Source organism: Symbiopectobacterium sp. Eva_TO, assembly GCF_053848865.1.
Genome location: NZ_JBSPEY010000004.1, coordinates 1,092,482 through 1,113,513, shown reverse-complemented (window position 1 = coordinate 1,113,513; position 21,032 = coordinate 1,092,482). Strand labels below are relative to the sequence as shown.

Below are 21,032 nucleotides of genomic sequence, written 5' to 3'. Positions count from 1 at the left end.
TAAACGGATGTGGTTAGAAGGGGGGTACGGGTAAAATTTTGCAGATTGGCGGTCAGATCGCTTACACTTGGCTTAACACAGGAGGAGCCTCTATGGGCCAAGTTGCATTTGATACATTGCAGGCGTCAGAAGAGCTTCAAACCGCCGGGCTTACGAGTGAGCAGGCCAAGGCGATTTCGCTCGTCGTACGCAAGTCTCATGAGGTGGCGGATGTTGTTACCAAGCGTGACCTTGAAGACGTACGCAAAGAGATGCAAGCTCGCTTCGAGAAGACCGACGCGCAGATAGCCGATGTCCGCAAGGACCTGTCCGCAGAAATAGCCGATGTGCGTAAGGATCTGTCCGCAGAGATAGGCAATGTCCGTAAGGACCTGTCCGCAGAAATTGGCAACGTCCGCAAGGATATGGAAATCGTCCGCAGAGATTTACAACTTGAAATGGCAGGCATTCGCTCTGAGCAAAAATTAATGTGTATTAGCTCAGACCTGATCTGACAGTTACCGGTTATTTATACAGGTGTCTGTCAGATTAAATCTGGTTCAGATTTTTTTCTGCCCAGACTCGTTTACCATCAAGTAACGTGGCCATTGGCGTACGCCCGCAGCACATTTTACCCTGATGAGTTCGCTCATTATTGTAATGCCACAACCAGTTGTCCAGATCCTTTTGTAGACTTTCTAGGTCCTCGTATAACGTCTTACGGAACGCAACCTGATAAAAATCCTGCAAAATAGTTTTATGGAAGCGCTCGCAGATACCGTTTGTCTGCGGAGACATCGCTTTCGTTTTCGTATGGTCTATATCGTTGATAGCCAAGTACAGCTGATAGTCATGTTGTTCCACTTTACCGCAGTACTCCGTCCCCCTGTCCGTCAGTATTCTTAGCATTGGCAGCCCCTGAGCTTCGTAGAACGGCAGCACGCGATCATTGAGCAGGTCGGCGGCAGAGATCGGTGCTTTACTCGTGTAAAGCTTGCAGTGCGCCACTTTCGAGTACGTATCCACGAACGTCTGCTGGTAGATACGGCCAACACCTTTCAGATTACCCACGTAGAAGGTGTCCTGCGACCCCAGATAACCCGGGTGAGCAGTCTCTATTTCACCACAGGCTTCGTCGTCGTGCGCCTTCTTCTCCAGTGCAGCGATTTGAGCATCAGTAAGTACGATGCCTTCTCTGGCAACTTTTTCCTCAAGTACCTTCAGGCGCTTACGAAAGTTTTCCAGATCGTGTCGTTGCCAGATGGAGCGCACACCGCTGCCAGAAATGAAGACGCCTTTTTTACGCAGCTCATTACTGGTCCGGTGCTGGCCATGAGCCGGGAACTCAATGGCGTAATCAACAACCGCACGTTCAGTGGCTTCATCAGCACGGTTTTTCAGGTTGGGAACCCGGCGGTTTTGGTTAACCAGAGCGTCAATGCCGCCTTCTGCCGCCAGTTCCTGATAGCGATAAAACGTGTCGCGTGACACCCCCATGATTTTACAGGCTTTTGATACGTTACCGAGTTCTTCGGCGAGATTGAGCAGGCCGGCTTTGTGTTTGATGATGGGATTGTTAGTATGAAGCATGAGAGTTACCTCGTGTTTTGTATAAGGATTCGACACCCATATCAAAACCGGTAACTCTCAACCTTTCAAGGTCCAGTGTCAGATCAAGTCGCGACTAATACATGAGTGCTGGAATTCTGGGTATTCTCTCTCTGGTTGTGAAAGCTTTTCTCGTTACGGCCCTTTAATCAATTCTGCCATCCTGGGTTGTTAGCTCAGTTGGTAGAGCAGTGGACTCTTAATCCATCGGTCGCAGGTTCGAATCCTGCACAACCCACCATATTTGGGATTAGTCGCTTCTGACAGCACCGTAACGCCCTCTGTAATCTTTAAAGCGTTCGTCTTTAGATGGGTCAATCTCTACTTTGACATAAACTCTATTTGCTTCCGCTGCGATCCGCTTCTCTTCGGCTAATATTACCCGTGCTTCCCATGCCAGCCACTTTTCTTCCCAATTAATTAACCGTGGGTGAGGCAGTCCTTTTTCACTGGCTTCAACTCACCTCGTTATACACATCTCTGTTCGTGCCTGAGCGCGCGTAGCGTTTCGGCGGCCGTCATGACTTTCTGCAAGCCTTTCCAGATAGTTTTTGCGCCTGGTTCACCGTCGCCTTTTCGAGCAAGAAAGCCTCCCAGTTGCGCAACTAAGCGCAATACTTCGTTTAGCTTAGGGCGGCCCTTGGGCATACGCTTGTTCATCAGTATGTAGTGGCACACTGATACTGGCCACCTGAGCGGAGGTGATATGCTCACCTCATCAACACGACAGGTGACCTCATGGGTAAACATTTGACGGCGGAATTTAAGCTCGAAGCCGCAAAGCTGGTTGTCGACCACGGCTACACATACGTTAAGGCCGCAGAGGCGGTTAATGTCAGCCATTCTGCCATTAGTCGCTGGGTCAATAAGCTTCGCCTTGAACGACAGGGAAAAACGCCAACGGGACTTCCTCTTACCCCTGAACAGCTCGAGCTGCGTGAGATGAAGAAAAAAGTCCAATGCCTTGAAATGGAGAACGAAATCCTAAAAAAGGCTACGGCGCTCTTAATGTCGGACTCACTCAACGGTTCACGGTAGTCGACAGGCTGAGGGCGCGATACCCGGTCACGGCGTTGTGCCAAACTTTTGAGGTACATCGCAGCAGCTACAGGCACTGGCAGGCTTCCGCTAATGAACCCGACGGTGAGCACGTGGTTAAGTGTAGTCGCGTCATGGAAGCCTGGAACGCCAGCGGCGGCTCTGCCGGCGCTCGAAGTATCGCGACCATCGTCACCGGCAGCTCTGGTGTCAAAATGGGGCGCTGGCTGGCAAGCTGATGAAGGAGCTGGGTATCGCCAGCTGCCAGCGACCGGCTCACAAATACAAACGCGGCGGCAATGAACACGTTGAAATACCGAACTATCTCAACCGCCAGTTCGCGGTTACCGCGCCGGATCAGGTCTGGTGCGGCGATGTGACCTACATCTGGACGGGCAAATGCTGGGCTTACCTTGCGGTGGTGCTAGACCTGTTCGCCCGCAAACCGGTGGGCTGGGCCATGTCGACGTCGCCGGACTCGGCGCTGACAGTTAAAGCGTTGCAGATGGCCTGGGAACTCCGGGGACAACCAACAGGAGTCATGTTCCACAGCGACCAGGGCAGCCACTATACCAGCCGTCAATACCGGCAAGCCCTGTGGCGCTGCCGGATAAAGCAGAGTATGAGTCGGCGGGGTAACTGCTGGGATAATGCGCCAATGGAGCGGTTCTTCCGCAGCCTGAAGACAGAATGGGTGCCGACAAAGGGTTACAACAGCTTCAGCGAAGCCCAGGACGCGATTATCCGCTACATCACGGGGTATTACAGCGCTATCCGGCCTCACTGGTATAACGGCGGCTTAACTCCAAACGAATCTGAGCGACTGTTCTACATACAGTCTAATGCGGTGGCCAATATTAGTTGACCACTACACAACGGCGAGAAGCTGCGGGTGACGTTCGCACTGGACTGCTGCGACCGGGAGGCCATAGACTGGGCAGCGAGCACCAGGGGTTATGACAGTTCAACCGTGCAGGATGTGATGCTGAGGTCGGTGGAAAAACGCTTCGGTAGCGCGCTGCCGGATAAACCAGTGCAATGGCTGACGGATAATGGTTCAGCGTACACAGCGCATGAAACGCGGAAGTTCGCCAGAGAACTGAATCTGGAGCCCTGCACAACAGCAGTGAGCCGTCCACAGAGTAACGGCATGGCAGAACGGTTCGTGAAGACGATGAAGGAAGATTACATCGCCTTCATGCCAAAACCCGATGTGCGAACAGCGCTGAAGAACCTTGCAGCGGCGTTCAATCATTACAATGAAAACCATCCGCACAGTGCGCTGGGATACAACTCCCCAAGAGAATATCGGCGCCAGCGGGCATCGTTAACTTAAGATACAAAAGCTGTCCGGAGATGGTGGGTCAAGATCAGGGGAAGGCGAACCCGTGTGAAAATGATACGCTGTGATGCTATACCCTCAATCAACGTGGAGTGAACATGGAAACCGAGATTTTGCAGTTAAGCGCCCAGATTGGAGCGCGCCTGACTGCGTTGGGTGCAAAGGTGACCTGTGCAGAATCCTGTACGGGAGGCTGGATAGCGAAATCGATTACTGATGTGGCGGGGAGTTCCGGCTGGTTTGACTATGGATTTGTCACTTACAGCAACCAGGCAAAACAGCGCCTCATTGGTGTCAGTGAGGAAACGCTCGCCCAATACGGCGCAGTGAGTGAGCAAACCGTACGGGAAATGGTGCAGGGGGCCTTGCGCGCAGCGGGGGCTGATTATTCACTTTCTGTGAGCGGCATTGCTGGCCCCGACGGCGGTTCTGACGAAAAACCCGTTGGTACCGTCTGGTTTGGCTGGTGTGACAAGCATGGCAACCTACTGGCGCGTGAAATGCTGTTTCTTGGCGATAGGCATGCTGTGCGGCTTCAGGCCGTGCGTTTCGCACTTCAGATGCTTTTGGATGGATTTCTGCAAAAATAATCTTGATGCTGTATGCGCATACAGTATAATGCTATTAATGATTCGGTGACACGCCTGTTTGATTACATACCAGTGTCAGTCACATAAAGTGCGCGGCCGTGTAGCGAGAGCGTTACGCCGCATGACAGGAGTAGAAATGGCTATTGACGAGAACAAACAAAAGGCATTGGCGGCTGCGCTGGGCCAGATCGAAAAGCAATTTGGTAAAGGTTCTATCATGCGTTTGGGCGAAGACCGCTCAATGGACGTTGAAACGATCTCTACCGGCTCTCTGTCACTTGATATTGCCTTGGGAGCTGGTGGGCTGCCAATGGGGCGTATCGTTGAAATCTACGGACCAGAATCGTCAGGTAAAACAACACTAACGCTGCAAGTTATCGCCGCTGCACAGCGTGAAGGTAAAACCTGCGCATTTATCGATGCTGAACATGCACTCGATCCGATTTATGCCAAAAAGCTGGGTGTCGACATCGATAACCTGCTGTGTTCTCAGCCCGATACCGGCGAGCAGGCGTTAGAGATTTGCGATGCGTTGACGCGTTCAGGTGCGGTTGACGTGATCATCGTTGACTCAGTGGCGGCGCTGACGCCGAAAGCGGAAATCGAAGGTGAAATCGGTGATTCCCACATGGGGCTGGCGGCTCGCATGATGAGTCAGGCGATGCGTAAGCTGGCCGGTAACTTGAAGCAGGCGAATACGCTGCTGATTTTTATCAACCAGATCCGTATGAAAATTGGCGTTATGTTTGGTAACCCGGAAACCACCACCGGGGGTAACGCGCTGAAGTTTTATGCTTCTGTACGTATCGATATCCGCCGCATTGGCTCCATTAAAGATGGAGAAGAAGTGGTGGGCAGTGAAACACGCGTGAAAGTGGTGAAAAACAAAGTGGCGGCGCCCTTTAAACAGGCTGAGTTCCAGATCATGTACGGTGAAGGGATCAACATCCACGGTGAGTTGGTCGATCTTGGCGTGAAACATAAGCTGATTGAGAAAGCGGGTGCTTGGTATAGCTACAACGGCGACAAGATCGGGCAAGGCAAAGCGAATGCGTGCAATTACCTGAAAGAAAACCCGGCAATCGCGGCCGAGTTGGATAAAAAGCTGCGTGAAATGCTGCTGCACAACAAAGAGCATGTGTCTGCACCAGCAAGCGAAGCGGGTTTCTACGATGATGCAGAAACCGCGGGTAGTGAAAATAACGGCGAATTTTAAACCGCGTTAAGTGACTTGAATTGTATTAGCTCAGACCTGATCTGACAGTTACCGGTTATTTATACAGGTGTCTGTCAGATTAAATCTGGTTCAGATTTTTTTCTGCCCAGACTCGTTTACCATCAAGTAACGTGGCCATTGGCGTACGCCCGCAGCACATTTTACCCTGATGAGTTCGCTCATTATTGTAATGCCACAACCAGTTGTCCAGATCCTTTTGTAGACTTTCTAGGTCCTCGTATAACGTCTTACGGAACGCAACCTGATAAAAATCCTGCAAAATAGTTTTATGGAAGCGCTCGCAGATACCGTTTGTCTGCGGAGACATCGCTTTCGTTTTCGTATGGTCTATATCGTTGATAGCCAAGTACAGCTGATAGTCATGTTGTTCCACTTTACCGCAGTACTCCGTCCCCCTGTCCGTCAGTATTCTTAGCATTGGCAGCCCCTGAGCTTCGTAGAACGGCAGCACGCGATCATTGAGCAGGTCGGCGGCAGAGATCGGTGCTTTACTCGTGTAAAGCTTGCAGTGCGCCACTTTCGAGTACGTATCCACGAACGTCTGCTGGTAGATACGGCCAACACCTTTCAGATTACCCACGTAGAAGGTGTCCTGCGACCCCAGATAACCCGGGTGAGCAGTCTCTATTTCACCACAGGCTTCGTCGTCGTGCGCCTTCTTCTCCAGTGCAGCGATTTGAGCATCAGTAAGTACGATGCCTTCTCTGGCAACTTTTTCCTCAAGTGCCTTCAGGCGCTTACGAAAGTTTTCCAGATCGTGTCGTTGCCAGATGGAGCGCACACCGCTGCCAGAAATGAAGACGCCTTTTTTACGCAGCTCATTACTGGTCTGGTGCTGGCCATGAGCCGGGAACTCAATGGCGTAATCAACAACCGCACGTTCAGTGGCTTCATCAGCACGGTTTTTCAGGTTGGGAACCCGGCGGTTTTGGTTAACCAGAGCGTCAATGCCGCCTTCTGCCGCCAGTTCCTGATAGCGATAAAACGTGTCGCGTGACACCCCCATGATTTTACAGGCTTTTGATACGTTACCGAGTTCTTCGGCGAGATTGAGCAGGCCGGCTTTGTGTTTGATGATGGGATTGTTAGTATGAAGCATGAGAGTTACCTCGTGTTTTGTATAAGGATTCGACACCCATATCAAAACCGGTAACTCTCAACCTTTCAAGGTCCAGTGTCAGATCAAGTCGCGACTAATACACTTGAATGGAGCACGATAAACGTTATTCGGAGTTTGTCGTGCTCTCTCACCAAGATGTATCTTCAATGACACCATCAACTCCCTCTGTTAACGCACTCACTATTGCAATGCGCCTGTTAGCGGTACGCGATCACAGCGAAGGGGAGCTACGCCGCAAGTTGACGGCTCGTGTTGATCCGGCATTTGACGCTGCGGATATTGACGCTGCTTTGGAATATTGCCATGAACACGGCTGGTTGGATGATGCGCGATTTGCTCAGCGGTACATTCATGGACGAAGCCGAAAAGGCTATGGCTCTGACCCTGTACATAAATTTGTGTAATTGCCTGATTTTGATATGTTCAATCCAACATCAAAAACAGGTTAATTTATGGACGAAAAACAGTTGCAGGCTCTGGCTAACGAACTGGCCAAAAATCTCAAAACCCCTGACGCTCTCAGCCAATTCGATCGCCTGCTGAAGAAAATCAGCGTTGAGGCTGCTCTCAACGCCGAAATGTCCCACCATCTGGGCTACGATAAAAATCAGCCCAAACCGGGGGCCAACTCCCGCAACGGCTATTCCACAAACACCGTGACCACCGGCGATGGCCCTCTGGCACTACGTACTCCGAGCGATCGTGATGGCTCCTTCGAACCACAACTGGTGAAGAAAAACCAGACCCGGATCACCGGGATGGATAACCAAATCCTGTCCCTGTACGCCAGAGGGATGACCACCCGCGAGATAGCGTCTGCGTTCAAAGAGCTGTATGACGCGGATGTCTCACCGGCGCTGCTCTCGAAGGTCACCGACGCCGTGATGGAACAGGTTACTGAATGGCAAAATCGTCCACTGGATGCAGTCTATCCCATTGTTTACCTTGACTGTATCATCCTGAAGGTCCGGCAGGACAGTCGCGTCATCAATAAATCCGTGTTCCTGGCACTGGGTATCAACATCGAGGGCCAGAAAGAACTGCTGGGTATGTGGCTGGCCGAAAACGAGGGCGCGAAGTTCTGGCTCAATGTGCTGACAGAACTAAAAAACCGCGGCCTGAACGATATCCTCATCGCCTGTGTCGACGGTCTGAAAGGCTTCCCGGACGCCATCAACGCGGTGTATCCGGAAGCCCGCATCCAGCTGTGCATCGTGCACATGGTACGCAACAGCCTGAGGTTCGTCTCTTGGAAGGACTACAAAGCCGTCACACGCGACCTGAAAGCCATCAGCAGGCCAGCAGGCGCTGGAAGCATTCGCCAGCGCATGGGACAGCCGCTATCCACAGATAAGCCGGAGCTGGCAGACGAACTGGAGCAATCTGGCAACGTTCTTCGCTTACCCGGCTGATATCCGCAAAGTCATCGACACAACCAACGCCATCGAGTCGCTGAACAGTGTGATCCGGCATGCGATTAAAAAACGCAAGGTGTTCCCGACTGACGACGCAGTGAAAAAGGTGGTGTGGCTGGCAATCCCGTCGGCCTCACAGAAATGGACGATGCCACTGCGGGACTGGCGTATGGCAATGAGCCGTTTTATTATCGAGTTCGGTGACCGCCTGGACGGTCACTACTGAGAAAGGCATTTACACAGAATCATGTACAGGGTCATGGCTCTCAGCGTATTGTGGCGGAATTACGTCAGAAAGGCCTTTCGCGTTCTGTCATTTCATCCGCATTGATGGAATGTGAAATTGACTGGTTCGCCCTCGCGCAGCAGGTAGCAACGCGTAAATTTGGTGATGTGCCGCCAATTGACTGGAAAGAAAAAGCAAAACAACAGCGATACTTGTTAACTCGCGGCTTTTCTCATGATGAAATTCAGGACATTTATACGAATTTTTCGCATTGAATGCATCCGGTGTTTTACTTCCCCCGAAGAAAATTTATCTTATTCCCACTTTTTGTTCGTGAGTTGCACGGGTAGCGTCACTATGCTGCACTAGCCTTGCCCACGATCTGTTCTTTTAGTTTCATTCCAGGACAATTATGAGCAAGAGCACCGCTGAGATCCGTCAAGCGTTTCTCGATTTTTTCCAGAGTAAAGGACACCAGATCGTTTCCAGTAGTTCACTGGTGCCGAATAACGATCCGACATTGCTGTTTACCAATGCGGGAATGAACCAGTTCAAGGGTGTTTTCCTGGGGCTGGACAAACGCAACTATGTGCGTGCTACCACGTCACAGCGCTGCGTGCGTGCAGGCGGTAAACATAACGATTTAGATAACGTCGGGTACACCGCGCGTCACCACACCTTCTTTGAAATGCTGGGTAATTTCAGCTTCGGTGACTACTTCAAGCGTGATGCCATCCAATATGCATGGGAACTGCTGACTGGTGCGCAATGGTTTAACCTGCCCAAAGAGAAATTATGGGTAACGGTATATGCCACCGACGATGAAGCCTATGACATCTGGGCAAACGAAGTCGGCGTACCCGCCGAGCGCATTATCCGTATTGGTGACAACAAGGGCGGTCAATACGCGTCTGACAACTTCTGGCAGATGAGTGATACTGGCCCATGTGGTCCGTGTTCGGAAATTTTTTACGATCATGGCGACCATATCCAGGGCGGTCCTCCGGGAAGCCCGGATGAAGATGGCGATCGCTATATCGAGATCTGGAACCTGGTATTTATGCAGTTCAACCGTCAGGCTGATGGCACCATGGTTCCATTGCCTAAACCGTCTGTTGATACCGGGATGGGGCTGGAGCGTGTTACTGCGGTATTGCAACACGTCAATTCCAACTACGAGATCGATGTTTTTACCTCATTGATCCAAGAAGCGGCGCGCATTATTGGCACTCAGGATTTGAGCAACAAGTCCTTGCGCGTTATCGCTGACCATATCCGCTCCTGCGCATTCCTGATCGCTGATGGCGTCATGCCATCCAACGAAAACCGTGGTTATGTTCTGCGCCGTATTATTCGTCGCGCGGTGCGTCACGGTAATTTCCTCGGTGCCAAAGAGGCCTTCTTCTATAAATTGGTTGTGCCATTGATTCAGGTCATGGGGGCGGCGGCTGATGAATTGAAACAGCAGCAAGCGGTGGTTGAACAGGCGCTGAAAGCGGAAGAAGAGCAGTTTGCCCGCACGCTGGAACGCGGCCTTAGCCTGCTGGATGAAGAGATCAAAAACCTGAAAGGGAACGTACTGGACGGTGAGACGGCGTTCCGGCTGTATGACACTTACGGCTTCCCGTTCGATTTAACGGAAGACGTGTGCCGTGAGCACGATCTTACAGTGGATAAGGACGGCTTTGAGCGTGCGATGGAAGCACAACGCCAGCGCGCGCGTGAAACCAGTGGGTTCGGCATCGATTATAACACCCTGATTCGTGTTGATGTGGCCACGCCATTTACGGGATACGACAAGACACAGCAGCAGGCTACGGTTATCGCACTCTATCAAAACGGACAGGCGGTCGAAGCGATCAATGCCGGTGAAGAGGGCGTGGTTATCCTCAATGAAACACCGTTCTATGGGGAATCGGGCGGTCAGGTCGGCGATACCGGGACACTGCATAATGCCAACGTGCGCTTTACCGTTGGGAATACCCAAAAGTTTGGTCAGGCAATTGGTCACCTGGGGTCTCTGACTCAGGGTACGCTGCGCGTCAATGATACGGTGAATGCTGATGTAGATAGTGAGCGTCGGGATCGTATTCGTCTTAACCACTCCGCCACTCACTTACTGCACGCCGCGCTGCGCCAGGTGCTGGGCGAGCACGTTGCGCAGAAAGGCTCGTTGGTTAACGATAACTACCTGCGGTTTGACTTCTCGCAGCCGGAAGCCATGACGGCAGAGCAAATCCGTCAGGTGGAAGATATTGTCAACGCGCAGATTCGTCGTAACCACGACGTCGACACTAACGTGATGGCGCTGTCGGATGCAAAAGCCAAAGGTGCAATGGCCCTGTTCGGCGAGAAATATGAAGACCATGTGCGCGTATTAACCATGGGCGATTTCTCCATTGAGCTGTGTGGCGGTACGCATGCCAAACGTACCGGGGATATCGGTTTGTTCCAGATTGTCTCCGAATCAGGGACGGCGGCGGGTATTCGACGCATTGAGGCCGTAACGGGCAGTGGGGCACTGGCGGCGCTGCATCGTCAAAGTGACGTATTACAGGATGTGACCCAACTGGTCAAAGGCGATAGCCATAACGTGGCGGAAAAAGTGCGTTCCCTGATGGATCGTACTCGTCAGTTGGAAAAAGAGCTGCAACAGTTGAAAGAACAGCAGGCAGCCCAGGAAAGTGCCTCGCTCTCCTCGAAGGCGAAAACGATCAAGGGCGCGAAACTGTTGGTAACACAGTTGGATAACACCGACCCGAAATTATTGCGTACTATGGTGGACGATCTGAAGAACCAGCTCGGTTCAGCCATCATTGTGCTGGCAACCGTCTCAGAAGATAAAGTCAGCTTGATTTCCGGTATCACGAAGGATTTGACCGATCGTGTTAAAGCCGGTGAATTGATTGGCTTTATCGCTCAGCAGGTCGGTGGTAAAGGGGGCGGACGTCCTGATATGGCACAAGCCGGTGGGAACAACCCAGCCGCTTTACCTTCGGCACTATCTAGCGTTGAAACATGGGTAACGGATAGGCTATAACTATAAATAGTGTGTTATCTCAACGAAACGCCAAAATATTTATTTTGGCGTTTTCCACTTAGGCCAGGGACGTGCGCTGGGGGAAAATATCGGTCTGCCGAGCTTGTGTTGGTAAGCGGAGCATGCTGTAGCCCTTTGTTGTGATAACAAATGTCGTGATAAAACAGCGAAAACGGCTGACATCGACTAAACTAAAAGTAACGATACACTGGAGTAAGATGGCGGAGTGCGTTTCCCCATTTAGGTTTATGTTTTCACGGCGCATGATGGAGAATGGCGGGGAGACAAAGAGACCCGACTCTTTATAATCTTTCAAGGAGCAAAGAATGCTTATTTTTACTCGTCGAGTTGGCGAAACCCTCATGATTGGCGATGAGGTGACGGTTACCGTGCTAGGGGTAAAGGGCAACCAGGTTCGTATTGGTGTTAATGCGCCGAAAGAAGTTTCTGTTCACCGCGAAGAGATTTACCAGAGGATCCAAGCGGAAAAGTCACAACCGACGTCCTACTGATTTACCAAGCGTCTCGCCTTTCAGGCGGGACGCGTTCGTTTTAGCTTCCCTGAATATCCTCCCATGCCGTTTTAGTTTCCTATGAGTGCGTTTTGTCACAGGCATCAATAGCCGTTAACGCTGTTGATAAAATAGACTTTTCGCTGTGAATCTGTGCGTGTTGGGTGTGATTTGTTCAAACAACCAAGAGTTAGGAAAAATTGTTTGACTTATAAGTCCGGGAAAGTAATATGTGCGCCACGCAGTACCGGTGAGCACGATGAAAGAAACATCATCATCGTGGTTCGAAGGTTAGCGTGTTGGTGAGGTGGCCGAGAGGCTGAAGGCGCTCCCCTGCTAAGGGAGTATGCGGTCAAAAGCTGCATCGAGGGTTCGAATCCCTCCCTCACCGCCATTTACTATGCATCCGTAGCTCAGCTGGATAGAGTACTCGGCTACGAACCGAGCGGTCGGAGGTTCGAATCCTCCCGGATGCACCATAACACCGATGATAAATGATGAAAGTTACGTATCTATCAGGGTTATGAAAATAGTAAATGTTGTTACTCTTACGCGTTGTAAGCAAACGCTGCTTGATACAAAGAATTTTTCTGCATCCGTAGCTCAGCTGGATAGAGTACTCGGCTACGAACCGAGCGGTCGGAGGTTCGAATCCTCCCGGATGCACCATTCCTCATGTTGTTAATCTGTATTAGCTCAGACCTGATCTGACAGTTACCGGTTATTTATACAGGTGTCTGTCAGATTAAATCTGGTTCAGATTTTTTTCTGCCCAGACTCGTTTACCATCAAGTAACGTGGCCATTGGCGTACGCCCGCAGCACATTTTACCCTGATGAGTTCGCTCATTATTGTAATGCCACAACCAGTTGTCCAGATCCTTTTGTAGACTTTCTAGGTCCTCGTATAACGTCTTACGGAACGCAACCTGATAAAAATCCTGCAAAATAGTTTTATGGAAGCGCTCGCAGATACCGTTTGTCTGCGGAGACATCGTTTTCGTATGGTCTATATCGTTGATAGCCAAGTACAGCTGATAGTCATGTTGTTCCACTTTACCGCAGTACTCCGTCCCCCTGTCCGTCAGTATTCTTAGCATTGGCAGCCCCTGAGCTTCGTAGAACGGCAGCACGCGATCATTGAGCAGGTCGGCGGCAGAGATCGGTGCTTTACTCGTGTAAAGCTTGCAGTGCGCCACTTTCGAGTACGTATCCACGAACGTCTGCTGGTAGATACGGCCAACACCTTTCAGATTACCCACGTAGAAGGTGTCCTGCGACCCCAGATAACCCGGGTGAGCAGTCTCTATTTCACCACAGGCTTCGTCGTCGTGCGCCTTCTTCTCCAGTGCAGCGATTTGAGCATCAGTAAGTACGATGCCTTCTCTGGCAACTTTTTCCTCAAGTGCCTTCAGGCGCTTACGAAAGTTTTCCAGATCGTGTCGTTGCCAGATGGAGCGCACACCGCTGCCAGAAATGAAGACGCCTTTTTTACGCAGCTCATTACTGGTCCGGTGCTGGCCATGAGCCGGGAACTCAATGGCGTAATCAACAACCGCACGTTCAGTGGCTTCATCAGCACGGTTTTTCAGGTTGGGAACCCGGCGGTTTTGGTTAACCAGAGCGTCAATGCCGCCTTCTGCCGCCAGTTCCTGATAGCGATAAAACGTGTCGCGTGACACCCCCATGATTTTACAGGCTTTTGATACGTTACCGAGTTCTTCGGCGAGATTGAGCAGGCCGGCTTTGTGTTTGATGATGGGATTGTTAGTATGAAGCATGAGAGTTACCTCGTGTTTTGTATAAGGATTCGACACCCATATCAAAACCGGTAACTCTCAACCTTTCAAGGTCCAGTGTCAGATCAAGTCGCGACTAATACATATTAGTTGACCACTACAGGCGGCCGTCATGACTTTCTGCAAGCCTTTCCTGATAGTTTTTGCGCCTGGTTCACCGTCGCCTTTTCGAGCAAGAAAGCCTCCCAGTTGCGCAACTAAGCGCAATACTTCGTTTAGCTTAGGGCGGCCCTTGGGCATACGCTTGTTCATCAGTAGGTAAGCGCCATGAGTCTCGTCGGAATCAAAGAACAACATTGCGTCCAACTCTGGACAGGTTCGTCCCATACGCATTAAATAGGCGATGCGCCATGCCACGATCATGAACAGCGCCAATGCCCGCTCAATGCGATCCACGGTCGATAACTGTAACGCTTCGACACAGCAGCCGTTCTTCAGCACATTGAAGAACATCTCGATTTCCCATCTAGCCCGATACCAGTCGATCAGCTCCACGATATCTTCTCGTCCTTCAGGTACGCGATTGCTCAGCAACCGCCACTCGACCGGCTTCACGCCTGCTGGCGGCTCAATTTCCTTGGCTATCACACAAGTCACTGCCAACCCGCAACGCAGCGACACTCGCTTCACGCGCAGCGCCTGTTTCACCGTACGCGCCTTCTGCCCCGCGCGAGCCGCCATAACGAATTGGATTTCTCCCACCGGCACGGTCTTTCCAACCTTCTGCCAAAGCTTCTCATTACAGTCCAGACTGCGATTATGAGTCGAGCGGATCAACCAGTCAGCCGGAGTGCCAAGGTCATCAGCGAGCTGCATCAACGCCTTGATATCTGCTTCGCGATCGGCTAAGTACACCAGACGTGTGTTTGGCAACTCCGAGGCGAGTTCAGCAACTCGCTCGTATCCCTCGAGCCAGCGCGTACTCTCCTTGATCCCATCGCGTTTTCCGTCTGCATCCTTCGGCTCTCTTGCCCACATCCACGCATCCAGTACGCCCAACCCCACGCGATCCGGACTGACCGCGTAGGTCGAATGCAGGTACAGACCACGCCTGGCTTCGTAGTTCAAGGGACCCAAGCCTTGGATTTGCTGCCCGTTGAAGTCAAGCTCGGTAGTGTCTTGGATACACAGCACAACCTCGTGTTCTCGGATCCTTTCCTGCGTACGCTGCCAGTGAGGTTGCAGAATGTCTCGCCATTCGAATGCTTGGTTCTCCATGAAGCGGTAAGCACCCAGCGTCTCAGACCATCCGAGGCACGCATGCGGAATGCTGGCTTGCGGATTCTCAGCCAGCCGTATCAAAAGCCCTTTGGCGCGCTTATTGAGCCTCGTGTCACCAAGATTTACCCCTTCCAGTTCTTGGTGTGCCCAGCCATCTGAATCCCGTGTCATTTTTCAGCGCCGTAAATGGCGATAGTACACGTCGGTTTCACTTCATTTACAACCCCACCGGCTGCCTATTTCAGCCCGCTAACCCTTGGCATATAAGGCGTTGCGGACTTGTGTATAACGAGGTGCCTATAACCACACCGATTACCGTTTTTGGCACCCGATGGCGCACCCGAATGACTGGGCCGAACGCGAGCCGTTGCGCATCATAAAAGGCGACGGTCTTTACATCTGGGATGATAAAGGGCGCAAAATGCTCGATGGCTTCGCCGGGCTGTGGTGCGTAAACGTGGGCCATAATCGCCCGGAAGTAAAAGCCGCTATCGCCAAACAGATGGATGAACTGGCTTACTACCAAGTGTTTGACGGCGTCAGCCACCCGATGGCAGAAGCGCTGTCTAATCGCCTCATCCAGATGACACAGCAAGAAGATATGCGGCGGGTGCTGTACGGCATGGGCGGCTCAGACGGTGTGGAAACTGCGCTCAAAGTGGTGCGCCAATACTGGATTTTGCAAGGCAAGCCGCAGCGCACACGCTTTATCTCGCTAAAGAATGCCTATCACGGCGTACACATGGGCGGCACCTCAGTGTCTGGCCTGCCGATTTACCGCCTCAATTACGGTCCAATGCTGGAAGGCTGTACGCAAATTGAATCGCCCTGGCTGTATCGCAACCCGTGGAACTGCGACGATCCCCATACGTTAGGGAAATTGGTCGCCGAGCAGCTTGAACGTGAAATTCTTTATTACGACCCGGATACCGTCGCCGCCTTTATCGCTGAGCCCGTACAGGGCGCAGGCGGCGTGATTGTGCCACCCGCTAACTTCTGGCCGCTAGTACGCGAGATCTGTGATAAATACGGCGTACTGCTGATCGCTGATGAGGTGGTCACCGGATTTGGCCGCAGCGGGGCGATGTTTGGCTCACGCGGTTGGGGCGTAAAACCAGACATTATGGTGTTTGCCAAAGCCCTCACCGCCGGATATGTGCAGCTGTCTGCGACCGTGCTGAATCAGCGAATCGAAGCGGCCATCTGGACAACCGCGATGCGCGCGGGTTACTGATGACAGGCTTTACCTACGGTGGTCACCCGCTGGCTTGCGCCGCCGGGCTGGCGGTGTTGGATATTGTTGAGCAGGAGAATCTGCCAGCCAATGCCGCTCATCAGGGGGAATATTTGTTAGGTCAGTTGCTGCCGTTTGAGTCACGCTTCCGCTCGGTGGGCAACGTGCGGGGCAAAGGGCTGATGCTGGCGCTGGTGGAGGATAAAGCGAGCAAGCGCTCATTAGCCCCAGATAACGGCCTGGCATTTCGCATTGCAGAAGCAGCACGCGACGCCGGTGCGGTGGTGCGCCCGGTCGGCCCGAAACTGGTGTTGGCTCCACCATTAACCATCGATAAAGCCGGTTGCGATACGCTGGTGCTGGCACTGCAAACAGCGTTTGAGAAGGAAGACCGGTAGCAAGACACAGGTAGAAAAAGGGCCATTCCTGCATGAACGGCCCTTATTTGTTTAGATGCTACGCGTCGCGCTGTTCGCTTACTGCAATACGGAAATATCCGCCACTTTCAGGAACAGGTTACGTAACTGATTAAGCAGCGTCAGGCGGTTAAGGCGCACGCTTTCGTCTTCCGCGTTAACCATCACCTTATCGAAGAAGTTATCAACCGGTTCACGCAGTTCGGCCAGTTCCGCCAACGCTTCCTGGTAGCGCCCTTCTGCAAACCAGGGTGCCAGTTTGCTTTCCAGCGCGGTTACGTAGGTGGCCAGTTGAATTTCCTCTTTCTCTTTGAGCAGAGCAGCATCAATGTTGGCGTTCAGCGTATCGGTGGATTTCGCCAGAATGTTAGACACGCGCTTGTTGGCCGCAGCCAGCGCAGTAGCGGCATCCAGCGAACGGAAATGACTCACCGCTTTCACTCGGGCATCGAAATCTGCCGGGCGAGTCGGGCGAGGGGCCAATACCGCCTGAATGGTGTCCACGCTATGACCTTCTTCCTGATACCAGGCGCGGAAACGGCCCAGCATGAATTCGATCACGTCATCGACCACATTAGCGTTGGTCAGCTTGTCGCCATACAGGCGTACCGCTTCTTCCGTCAGCGTTTGCAGATCGAGCGGCAGCTGTTTCTCAACGATAATACGCAGCACACCCAGCGCAGCACGGCGCAGCGCGAACGGGTCTTTATCCCCTTTCGGGTGTTGACCGATACCGAAAATTCCCGCCAGCGTGTCCATCTTGTCGGCAATCGCCAATGCGCAGGCCACGCCTGACGCAGGCAGCGCATCTCCGGCAAAACGCGGCTGATACTGTTCGTTCAGGGCAACGGCAACGTCTTCGGCTTCGCCGTCTTGACGTGCGTAGTGCATCCCCATTACGCCCTGGGTGTCGGTAAATTCGAACACCATGTTGGTCATCAGGTCGCACTTGGAGAGCAAACCGGCACGTTTCGCGTGAGCAACGTCGGCACCGATTTTCTCCGCCACCCAGCCCGCCAAGGCCTGAATGCGATCGGTCTTGTCGCGCAGCGTACCCAACTGCTGTTGGAACAGCACGGTTTGCAGACGCGGCAGATGATCTTCCAGACGTTTTTTACGGTCGGTGTTGAAGAAGAATTCGGCATCCGCAAGACGCGGACGCACCACTTTCTCATTACCCGAAATAATCTGTTGCGGATCTTTGGATTCAATGTTGGCAACAAAGATGAAATTCGGCAGCAGCTTTCCGGCGTTGTCATACACCGGGAAATACTTCTGATCGCCCTTCATGGTGTAAACCAGCGCTTCGGCAGGCACTGCCAGGAATTTTTCTTCAAAGCGCGCGGTCAGCACCACTGGCCATTCCACCAGTGAGGTCACTTCTTCCAGCAGGCTTTCGCTCAGATCGGCATTACCACCAATCTGACGCGCAGCCGCTTGCGCATCGGCTTTGATTAACGCCTTACGCGCTTCATAATCGGCGATAACCTTGCCGCGTTCCAGCAGGATACTCGGGTATTGGTCAGAGTTATCGATGGTGAATTCGGATTCTCCCATAAAGCGATGGCCGCGCACGGTGCGAGCGGATTCAATGCCCAGTACTTGACAGGGGATCAGTTCATCACCCAACAGCATCGTTACCGTATGCACCGGACGCACAAACTGGGTATCTTTATCGCCCCAGTGCATCAGTTTCGGGATCGGAAGTTTCGCCAGCGCGTTTGCGACCATATCCGCCAACAGCCTCTGCACGCTGCCGCCTTTTACCAGCGCGCGATACAACAGCCACTCGCCTTTGTCCGTCGTCAAACGTTCTGCCTGATCGACAGTGATACCGCAGCCTCGCGCCCAGCCTTCAGCCGCTTTGGTCGGTTTGCCCTCAGCGTCATACGCCTGAGCAATGGCCGGGCCACGTTTTTCGACTTCACGATCCGGTTGTGCGGCACTCAGTTGCGCCACTTTCAGCGCCAAACGACGCGGCGCAGCAAACCAGCTCACGTCGCCGTGTGTCAGTCCGGCATTATCCAATTCAGTGGTGAAATTGGCGGCAAAGGACTCCGCCAGAGAACGCAGCGCCTTTGGCGGCAGCTCTTCCGTGCCAATTTCCACCAGAAAAGTCTTGTCAGTCATCGCTGTTAGCTCTCTTTCTTGTTACACATCGGGAAGCCCAACGCTTCACGGGAAGCGTAGTAGGCTTCGGCCACCGCTTTGGTCAGCGTGCGAATGCGCAGAATATAGCGCTGACGTTCGGTAACTGAAATGGCTTTACGCGCGTCCAGCAAGTTGAAGCTGTGCGCCGCTTTCAGAATGCGCTCGTAGGCAGGCAGCGGCAGCGGTTTTTCCAGCGCCAGCAGCTGTTGCGCTTCTTTTTCGTACTGCTCGAAGCAGGTAAACAGGAAATCGACGTCGGCGTATTCGAAGTTATAGGTGGACTGTTCCACCTCGTTTTGGTGGAACACGTCACCGTAGGTGGTTTTACCCAGCGGGCCATCGCTCCACACCAGGTCATAGACGCTGTCCACACCCTGAATGTACATTGCCAGACGTTCCAGACCATAAGTGATCTCGCCGGTCACCGGCTTGCACTCAAGCCCTCCCACCTGCTGGAAGTAGGTAAACTGCGTGACTTCCATACCGTTCAACCACACTTCCCAGCCTAGCCCCCAGGCGCCCAGCGTCGGGTTCTCCCAGTTATCTTCCACGAAACGAATATCGTGAATGGTGGGGTCCAGCCCCAGCTCTTTCAGCGAACCGAGATAGAGTTCCTGAATATTGTCTGGTGACGGCTTGATGATGACCTGAAACTGATAATAGTGTTGCAGGCGGTTCGGGTTTTCCCCGTAACGACCGTCAGTAGGACGACGCGACGGCTGTACATAGGCAGCGGCAATAGGCTCTGGCCCCAGCACGCGCAGACAGGTCATCGGATGAGAGGTGCCAGCGCCGACTTCCATATCCAAAGGTTGGACGATGGTGCAGCCTTGGCGAGCCCAGTAATCCTGCAACGTCAGGATCAGGCCCTGGAAGGTCTTGGTATCAAACTTTTGCATGTCAGATTCACGCGATACATGTGGATTTATATGGAATGCGCCAGTATACCCTCTGAGTGCAAGATATACAGCCAGAATGCTGCAACAACTTCACTTCAGCGGCACTTTATTGATGTAGAGGCCCGTTTCGCACGGCGCGGCCCATGGCGAGCCGCGCCCATCGGCTCAGGCGGTGAACACCGTTTGCAACATTTTCAGGCTTAGCACCAGCAGCAGTGCGGCAAAGATCTTTTTCAAGGTAGCAACCGGCAAACGATGCGCCAAACGCGCACCAAACGGCGCGGTAAAGAAGCTCACCGCCGAAATCAGCAGCACGGCAGGTACTGAGACATAGCCCAACGTGTAGGCAGGCATCCCCGCCGTGGACCAGCCGTTAATCATATAACCCAGCGCCCCCGCCAGCGCGATAGGCAGCCCCACCGCCGCCGACGTGCCAATCGCCTGCTGAATGCGCACATTACACCAGGTCAGAAACGGCACGGTGAGTGATCCCCCGCCAATCGCCACCAGCGCAGAAATACCGCCGATAATCAGCCCCGCCAGCGATACCCCAGCCACTCCCGGCAGTTGGCGCTGTGCTTTGGGTTTGATGTTGAGCACCATCTGCAATGAAACATAGGCCATAAAGCAGGAAAAGAAGATCGCCGGCGCCCGCGTAGGCAGCAGCGTCGCCAACCAAGTAGCGGCAAAGGTGCCGATAAGGATCGCTGGCGTAATACGCAGCACCACGGGCCATAACACCGCCTGATGCTGGTGATGGGTGCGCAAGCTGGAGATCGCGGTAATGACAATCTCCGCCATTGAGGTGCCCAGAGCCAAATGCACCAGATGCTCACCTTGTACACCCTGTGCAGCAAACAGTGCCGTTAAAATCGGCACCATGATGCCGCCGCCGCCAATCCCCAACAGCCCCGCCACGAACCCGACAACGCCGCCCAACGCCAGATAGGCAACGATCCACTCAATAGCCATGTGCTTCCCCTTCGCCGCTTGCAATGTGTAATAGTGTATAACCTGTGCAGTGCCTTTCACGCGCGGATCTTATTGATTTTTTGTGAGCATGCACACAAAAGACTGGTTGCATATACAGTTAAATTTTGTCATGATCGTGATTGAACCGCGCTTATCTTTAGCAACATCATGATGAAATGACAACTTGATGAAACTGCAATAGCCTGCGCTTATTACAGAAGCGCCACACGTCAC

Annotated in this window: 17 protein-coding genes, 4 tRNA genes and 3 pseudogenes; 16 read left to right on the top strand and 8 right to left on the bottom strand. The window is 52.7% G+C overall.

Annotated features, from left to right (window positions below; genetic code table 11):
- Nucleotides 1-92: 92 nt before the first annotated feature.
- A complete protein-coding gene (locus tag ACWWJF_RS07760) occupies nt 93-494 on the top strand; it encodes a hypothetical protein (RefSeq protein WP_455869127.1) in 402 nt (133 codons plus the stop codon).
- 34 nt (nt 495-528) lie between these two features.
- Here ACWWJF_RS07760 and ACWWJF_RS07755 read toward each other — a convergent pair whose 3' ends face one another.
- Nucleotides 529-1,569, bottom strand: coding sequence for an IS481 family transposase (locus ACWWJF_RS07755; RefSeq protein WP_455869126.1), 1,041 nt, complete (start codon nt 1,567-1,569; stop codon nt 529-531).
- Nucleotides 1,570-1,752: 183 nt separating this feature from the next.
- Between ACWWJF_RS07755 and ACWWJF_RS07750 the strand changes: the two genes are divergently transcribed.
- Nucleotides 1,753-1,828, top strand: a tRNA-Lys gene (locus tag ACWWJF_RS07750).
- 227 nt (nt 1,829-2,055) lie between these two features.
- Here the strand turns inward: ACWWJF_RS07750 and ACWWJF_RS07745 are convergent.
- Nucleotides 2,056-2,337, bottom strand: coding sequence for an IS4 family transposase (locus ACWWJF_RS07745; RefSeq protein ID WP_455869125.1), 282 nt, complete (start codon nt 2,335-2,337; stop codon nt 2,056-2,058).
- Between ACWWJF_RS07745 and ACWWJF_RS07740 the strand changes: the two are divergent.
- From ACWWJF_RS07740 to recA, 4 genes and pseudogenes are all read left to right on the top strand, one after another.
- A pseudogene (locus ACWWJF_RS07740) lies at nt 2,326-3,490 on the top strand (IS3 family transposase). The gene ACWWJF_RS07745 and the pseudogene ACWWJF_RS07740 sit on opposite strands and share 12 nt — an antisense overlap.
- Before the next feature lie 9 nt (nt 3,491-3,499).
- A pseudogene (locus ACWWJF_RS07735) lies at nt 3,500-3,961 on the top strand (integrase core domain-containing protein); the annotation flags it as partial.
- Nucleotides 3,962-4,065: 104 nt separating this feature from the next.
- The gene (gene pncC / locus ACWWJF_RS07730; RefSeq protein WP_455869124.1) at nt 4,066-4,557 is read left to right on the top strand and encodes a nicotinamide-nucleotide amidase; all 492 of its coding nucleotides are present in this window, start codon (nt 4,066-4,068) and stop codon (nt 4,555-4,557) included.
- Between the two features lie 136 nt (nt 4,558-4,693).
- Nucleotides 4,694-5,773, top strand: a complete 1,080-nt coding sequence (gene recA / locus ACWWJF_RS07725; RefSeq protein WP_455869123.1) for a recombinase RecA — start codon at nt 4,694-4,696, stop codon at nt 5,771-5,773.
- A gap of 79 nt (nt 5,774-5,852) precedes the next feature.
- Here recA and ACWWJF_RS07720 read toward each other — a convergent pair whose 3' ends face one another.
- Nucleotides 5,853-6,893 (bottom strand): IS481 family transposase, encoded by a 1,041-nt coding sequence (locus ACWWJF_RS07720; protein ID WP_455869122.1) that lies wholly within the window; start codon nt 6,891-6,893, stop codon nt 5,853-5,855.
- Nucleotides 6,894-7,000: 107 nt separating this feature from the next.
- On the opposite strand from ACWWJF_RS07720, the gene ACWWJF_RS07715 reads away from it, so the two are divergent.
- The 8 genes and pseudogenes from ACWWJF_RS07715 (at nt 7,001) to ACWWJF_RS07680 (ending at nt 12,776) form a co-directional block, all read left to right on the top strand.
- The gene (locus tag ACWWJF_RS07715; RefSeq protein WP_455869121.1) at nt 7,001-7,318 is read left to right on the top strand and encodes a regulatory protein RecX; all 318 of its coding nucleotides are present in this window, start codon (nt 7,001-7,003) and stop codon (nt 7,316-7,318) included.
- Nucleotides 7,319-7,366: 48 nt separating this feature from the next.
- Nucleotides 7,367-8,555: pseudogene (locus ACWWJF_RS07710) on the top strand (IS256 family transposase).
- Between the two features lie 50 nt (nt 8,556-8,605).
- Nucleotides 8,606-8,830 (top strand): regulatory protein RecX, encoded by a 225-nt coding sequence (locus ACWWJF_RS07705; protein ID WP_455869120.1) that lies wholly within the window; start codon nt 8,606-8,608, stop codon nt 8,828-8,830.
- A gap of 137 nt (nt 8,831-8,967) precedes the next feature.
- On the top strand, nt 8,968-11,595 hold the full coding sequence (gene alaS, locus ACWWJF_RS07700) for an alanine--tRNA ligase (RefSeq protein WP_455869119.1): 2,628 nt from the start codon (nt 8,968-8,970) through the stop codon (nt 11,593-11,595).
- A 326-nt stretch (nt 11,596-11,921) separates the two neighbouring features.
- Nucleotides 11,922-12,107 (top strand): carbon storage regulator CsrA, encoded by a 186-nt coding sequence (gene csrA / locus ACWWJF_RS07695; protein WP_455869118.1) that lies wholly within the window; start codon nt 11,922-11,924, stop codon nt 12,105-12,107.
- A 301-nt stretch (nt 12,108-12,408) separates the two neighbouring features.
- A tRNA-Ser gene (locus ACWWJF_RS07690) sits at nt 12,409-12,501 on the top strand.
- 8 nt (nt 12,502-12,509) lie between these two features.
- Nucleotides 12,510-12,586, top strand: a tRNA-Arg gene (locus ACWWJF_RS07685).
- 113 nt (nt 12,587-12,699) lie between these two features.
- Nucleotides 12,700-12,776 (top strand) — tRNA-Arg (locus tag ACWWJF_RS07680).
- A 76-nt stretch (nt 12,777-12,852) separates the two neighbouring features.
- On the opposite strand, the gene ACWWJF_RS07675 is transcribed toward ACWWJF_RS07680, so the two are convergent.
- Together ACWWJF_RS07675 and ACWWJF_RS07670 are read right to left on the bottom strand one after the other, a co-directional pair.
- On the bottom strand, nt 12,853-13,887 hold the full coding sequence (locus ACWWJF_RS07675) for an IS481 family transposase (protein WP_455868298.1): 1,035 nt from the start codon (nt 13,885-13,887) through the stop codon (nt 12,853-12,855).
- Between the two features lie 78 nt (nt 13,888-13,965).
- The gene (locus tag ACWWJF_RS07670; RefSeq protein WP_455869117.1) at nt 13,966-15,297 is read right to left on the bottom strand and encodes an IS4 family transposase; all 1,332 of its coding nucleotides are present in this window, start codon (nt 15,295-15,297) and stop codon (nt 13,966-13,968) included.
- A gap of 160 nt (nt 15,298-15,457) precedes the next feature.
- Between ACWWJF_RS07670 and ACWWJF_RS07665 the strand changes: the two genes are divergently transcribed.
- Nucleotides 15,458-16,360, top strand: coding sequence for an aminotransferase class III-fold pyridoxal phosphate-dependent enzyme (locus ACWWJF_RS07665; RefSeq protein WP_455869116.1), 903 nt, complete (start codon nt 15,458-15,460; stop codon nt 16,358-16,360).
- Nucleotides 16,360-16,758: an aminotransferase class III-fold pyridoxal phosphate-dependent enzyme gene (locus ACWWJF_RS07660; protein WP_455869115.1), complete on the top strand. Its 399-nt coding sequence runs from the start codon at nt 16,360-16,362 to the stop codon at nt 16,756-16,758. Before ACWWJF_RS07665 ends, ACWWJF_RS07660 begins: the two co-directional genes overlap by 1 nt.
- A 78-nt stretch (nt 16,759-16,836) precedes the next feature.
- Here the strand turns inward: ACWWJF_RS07660 and glyS are convergent, their stop codons facing one another.
- The 3 genes from glyS to ACWWJF_RS07645 all read right to left on the bottom strand — a co-directional run bounded on the left by glyS (nt 16,837) and on the right by ACWWJF_RS07645 (nt 20,798).
- Entirely contained in the window at nt 16,837-18,906 is a 2,070-nt protein-coding gene (gene glyS, locus ACWWJF_RS07655) for a glycine--tRNA ligase subunit beta (protein ID WP_455869114.1), read from the bottom strand.
- Between the two features lie 5 nt (nt 18,907-18,911).
- Complete coding sequence (gene glyQ, locus ACWWJF_RS07650; RefSeq protein ID WP_455869113.1) at nt 18,912-19,826, bottom strand: glycine--tRNA ligase subunit alpha; 915 nt, start codon at nt 19,824-19,826, stop codon at nt 18,912-18,914.
- Nucleotides 19,827-19,991: 165 nt separating this feature from the next.
- Nucleotides 19,992-20,798, bottom strand: coding sequence for a sulfite exporter TauE/SafE family protein (locus ACWWJF_RS07645; protein WP_455869112.1), 807 nt, complete (start codon nt 20,796-20,798; stop codon nt 19,992-19,994).
- Between the last annotated feature and the right edge of the window lie 234 nt (nt 20,799-21,032).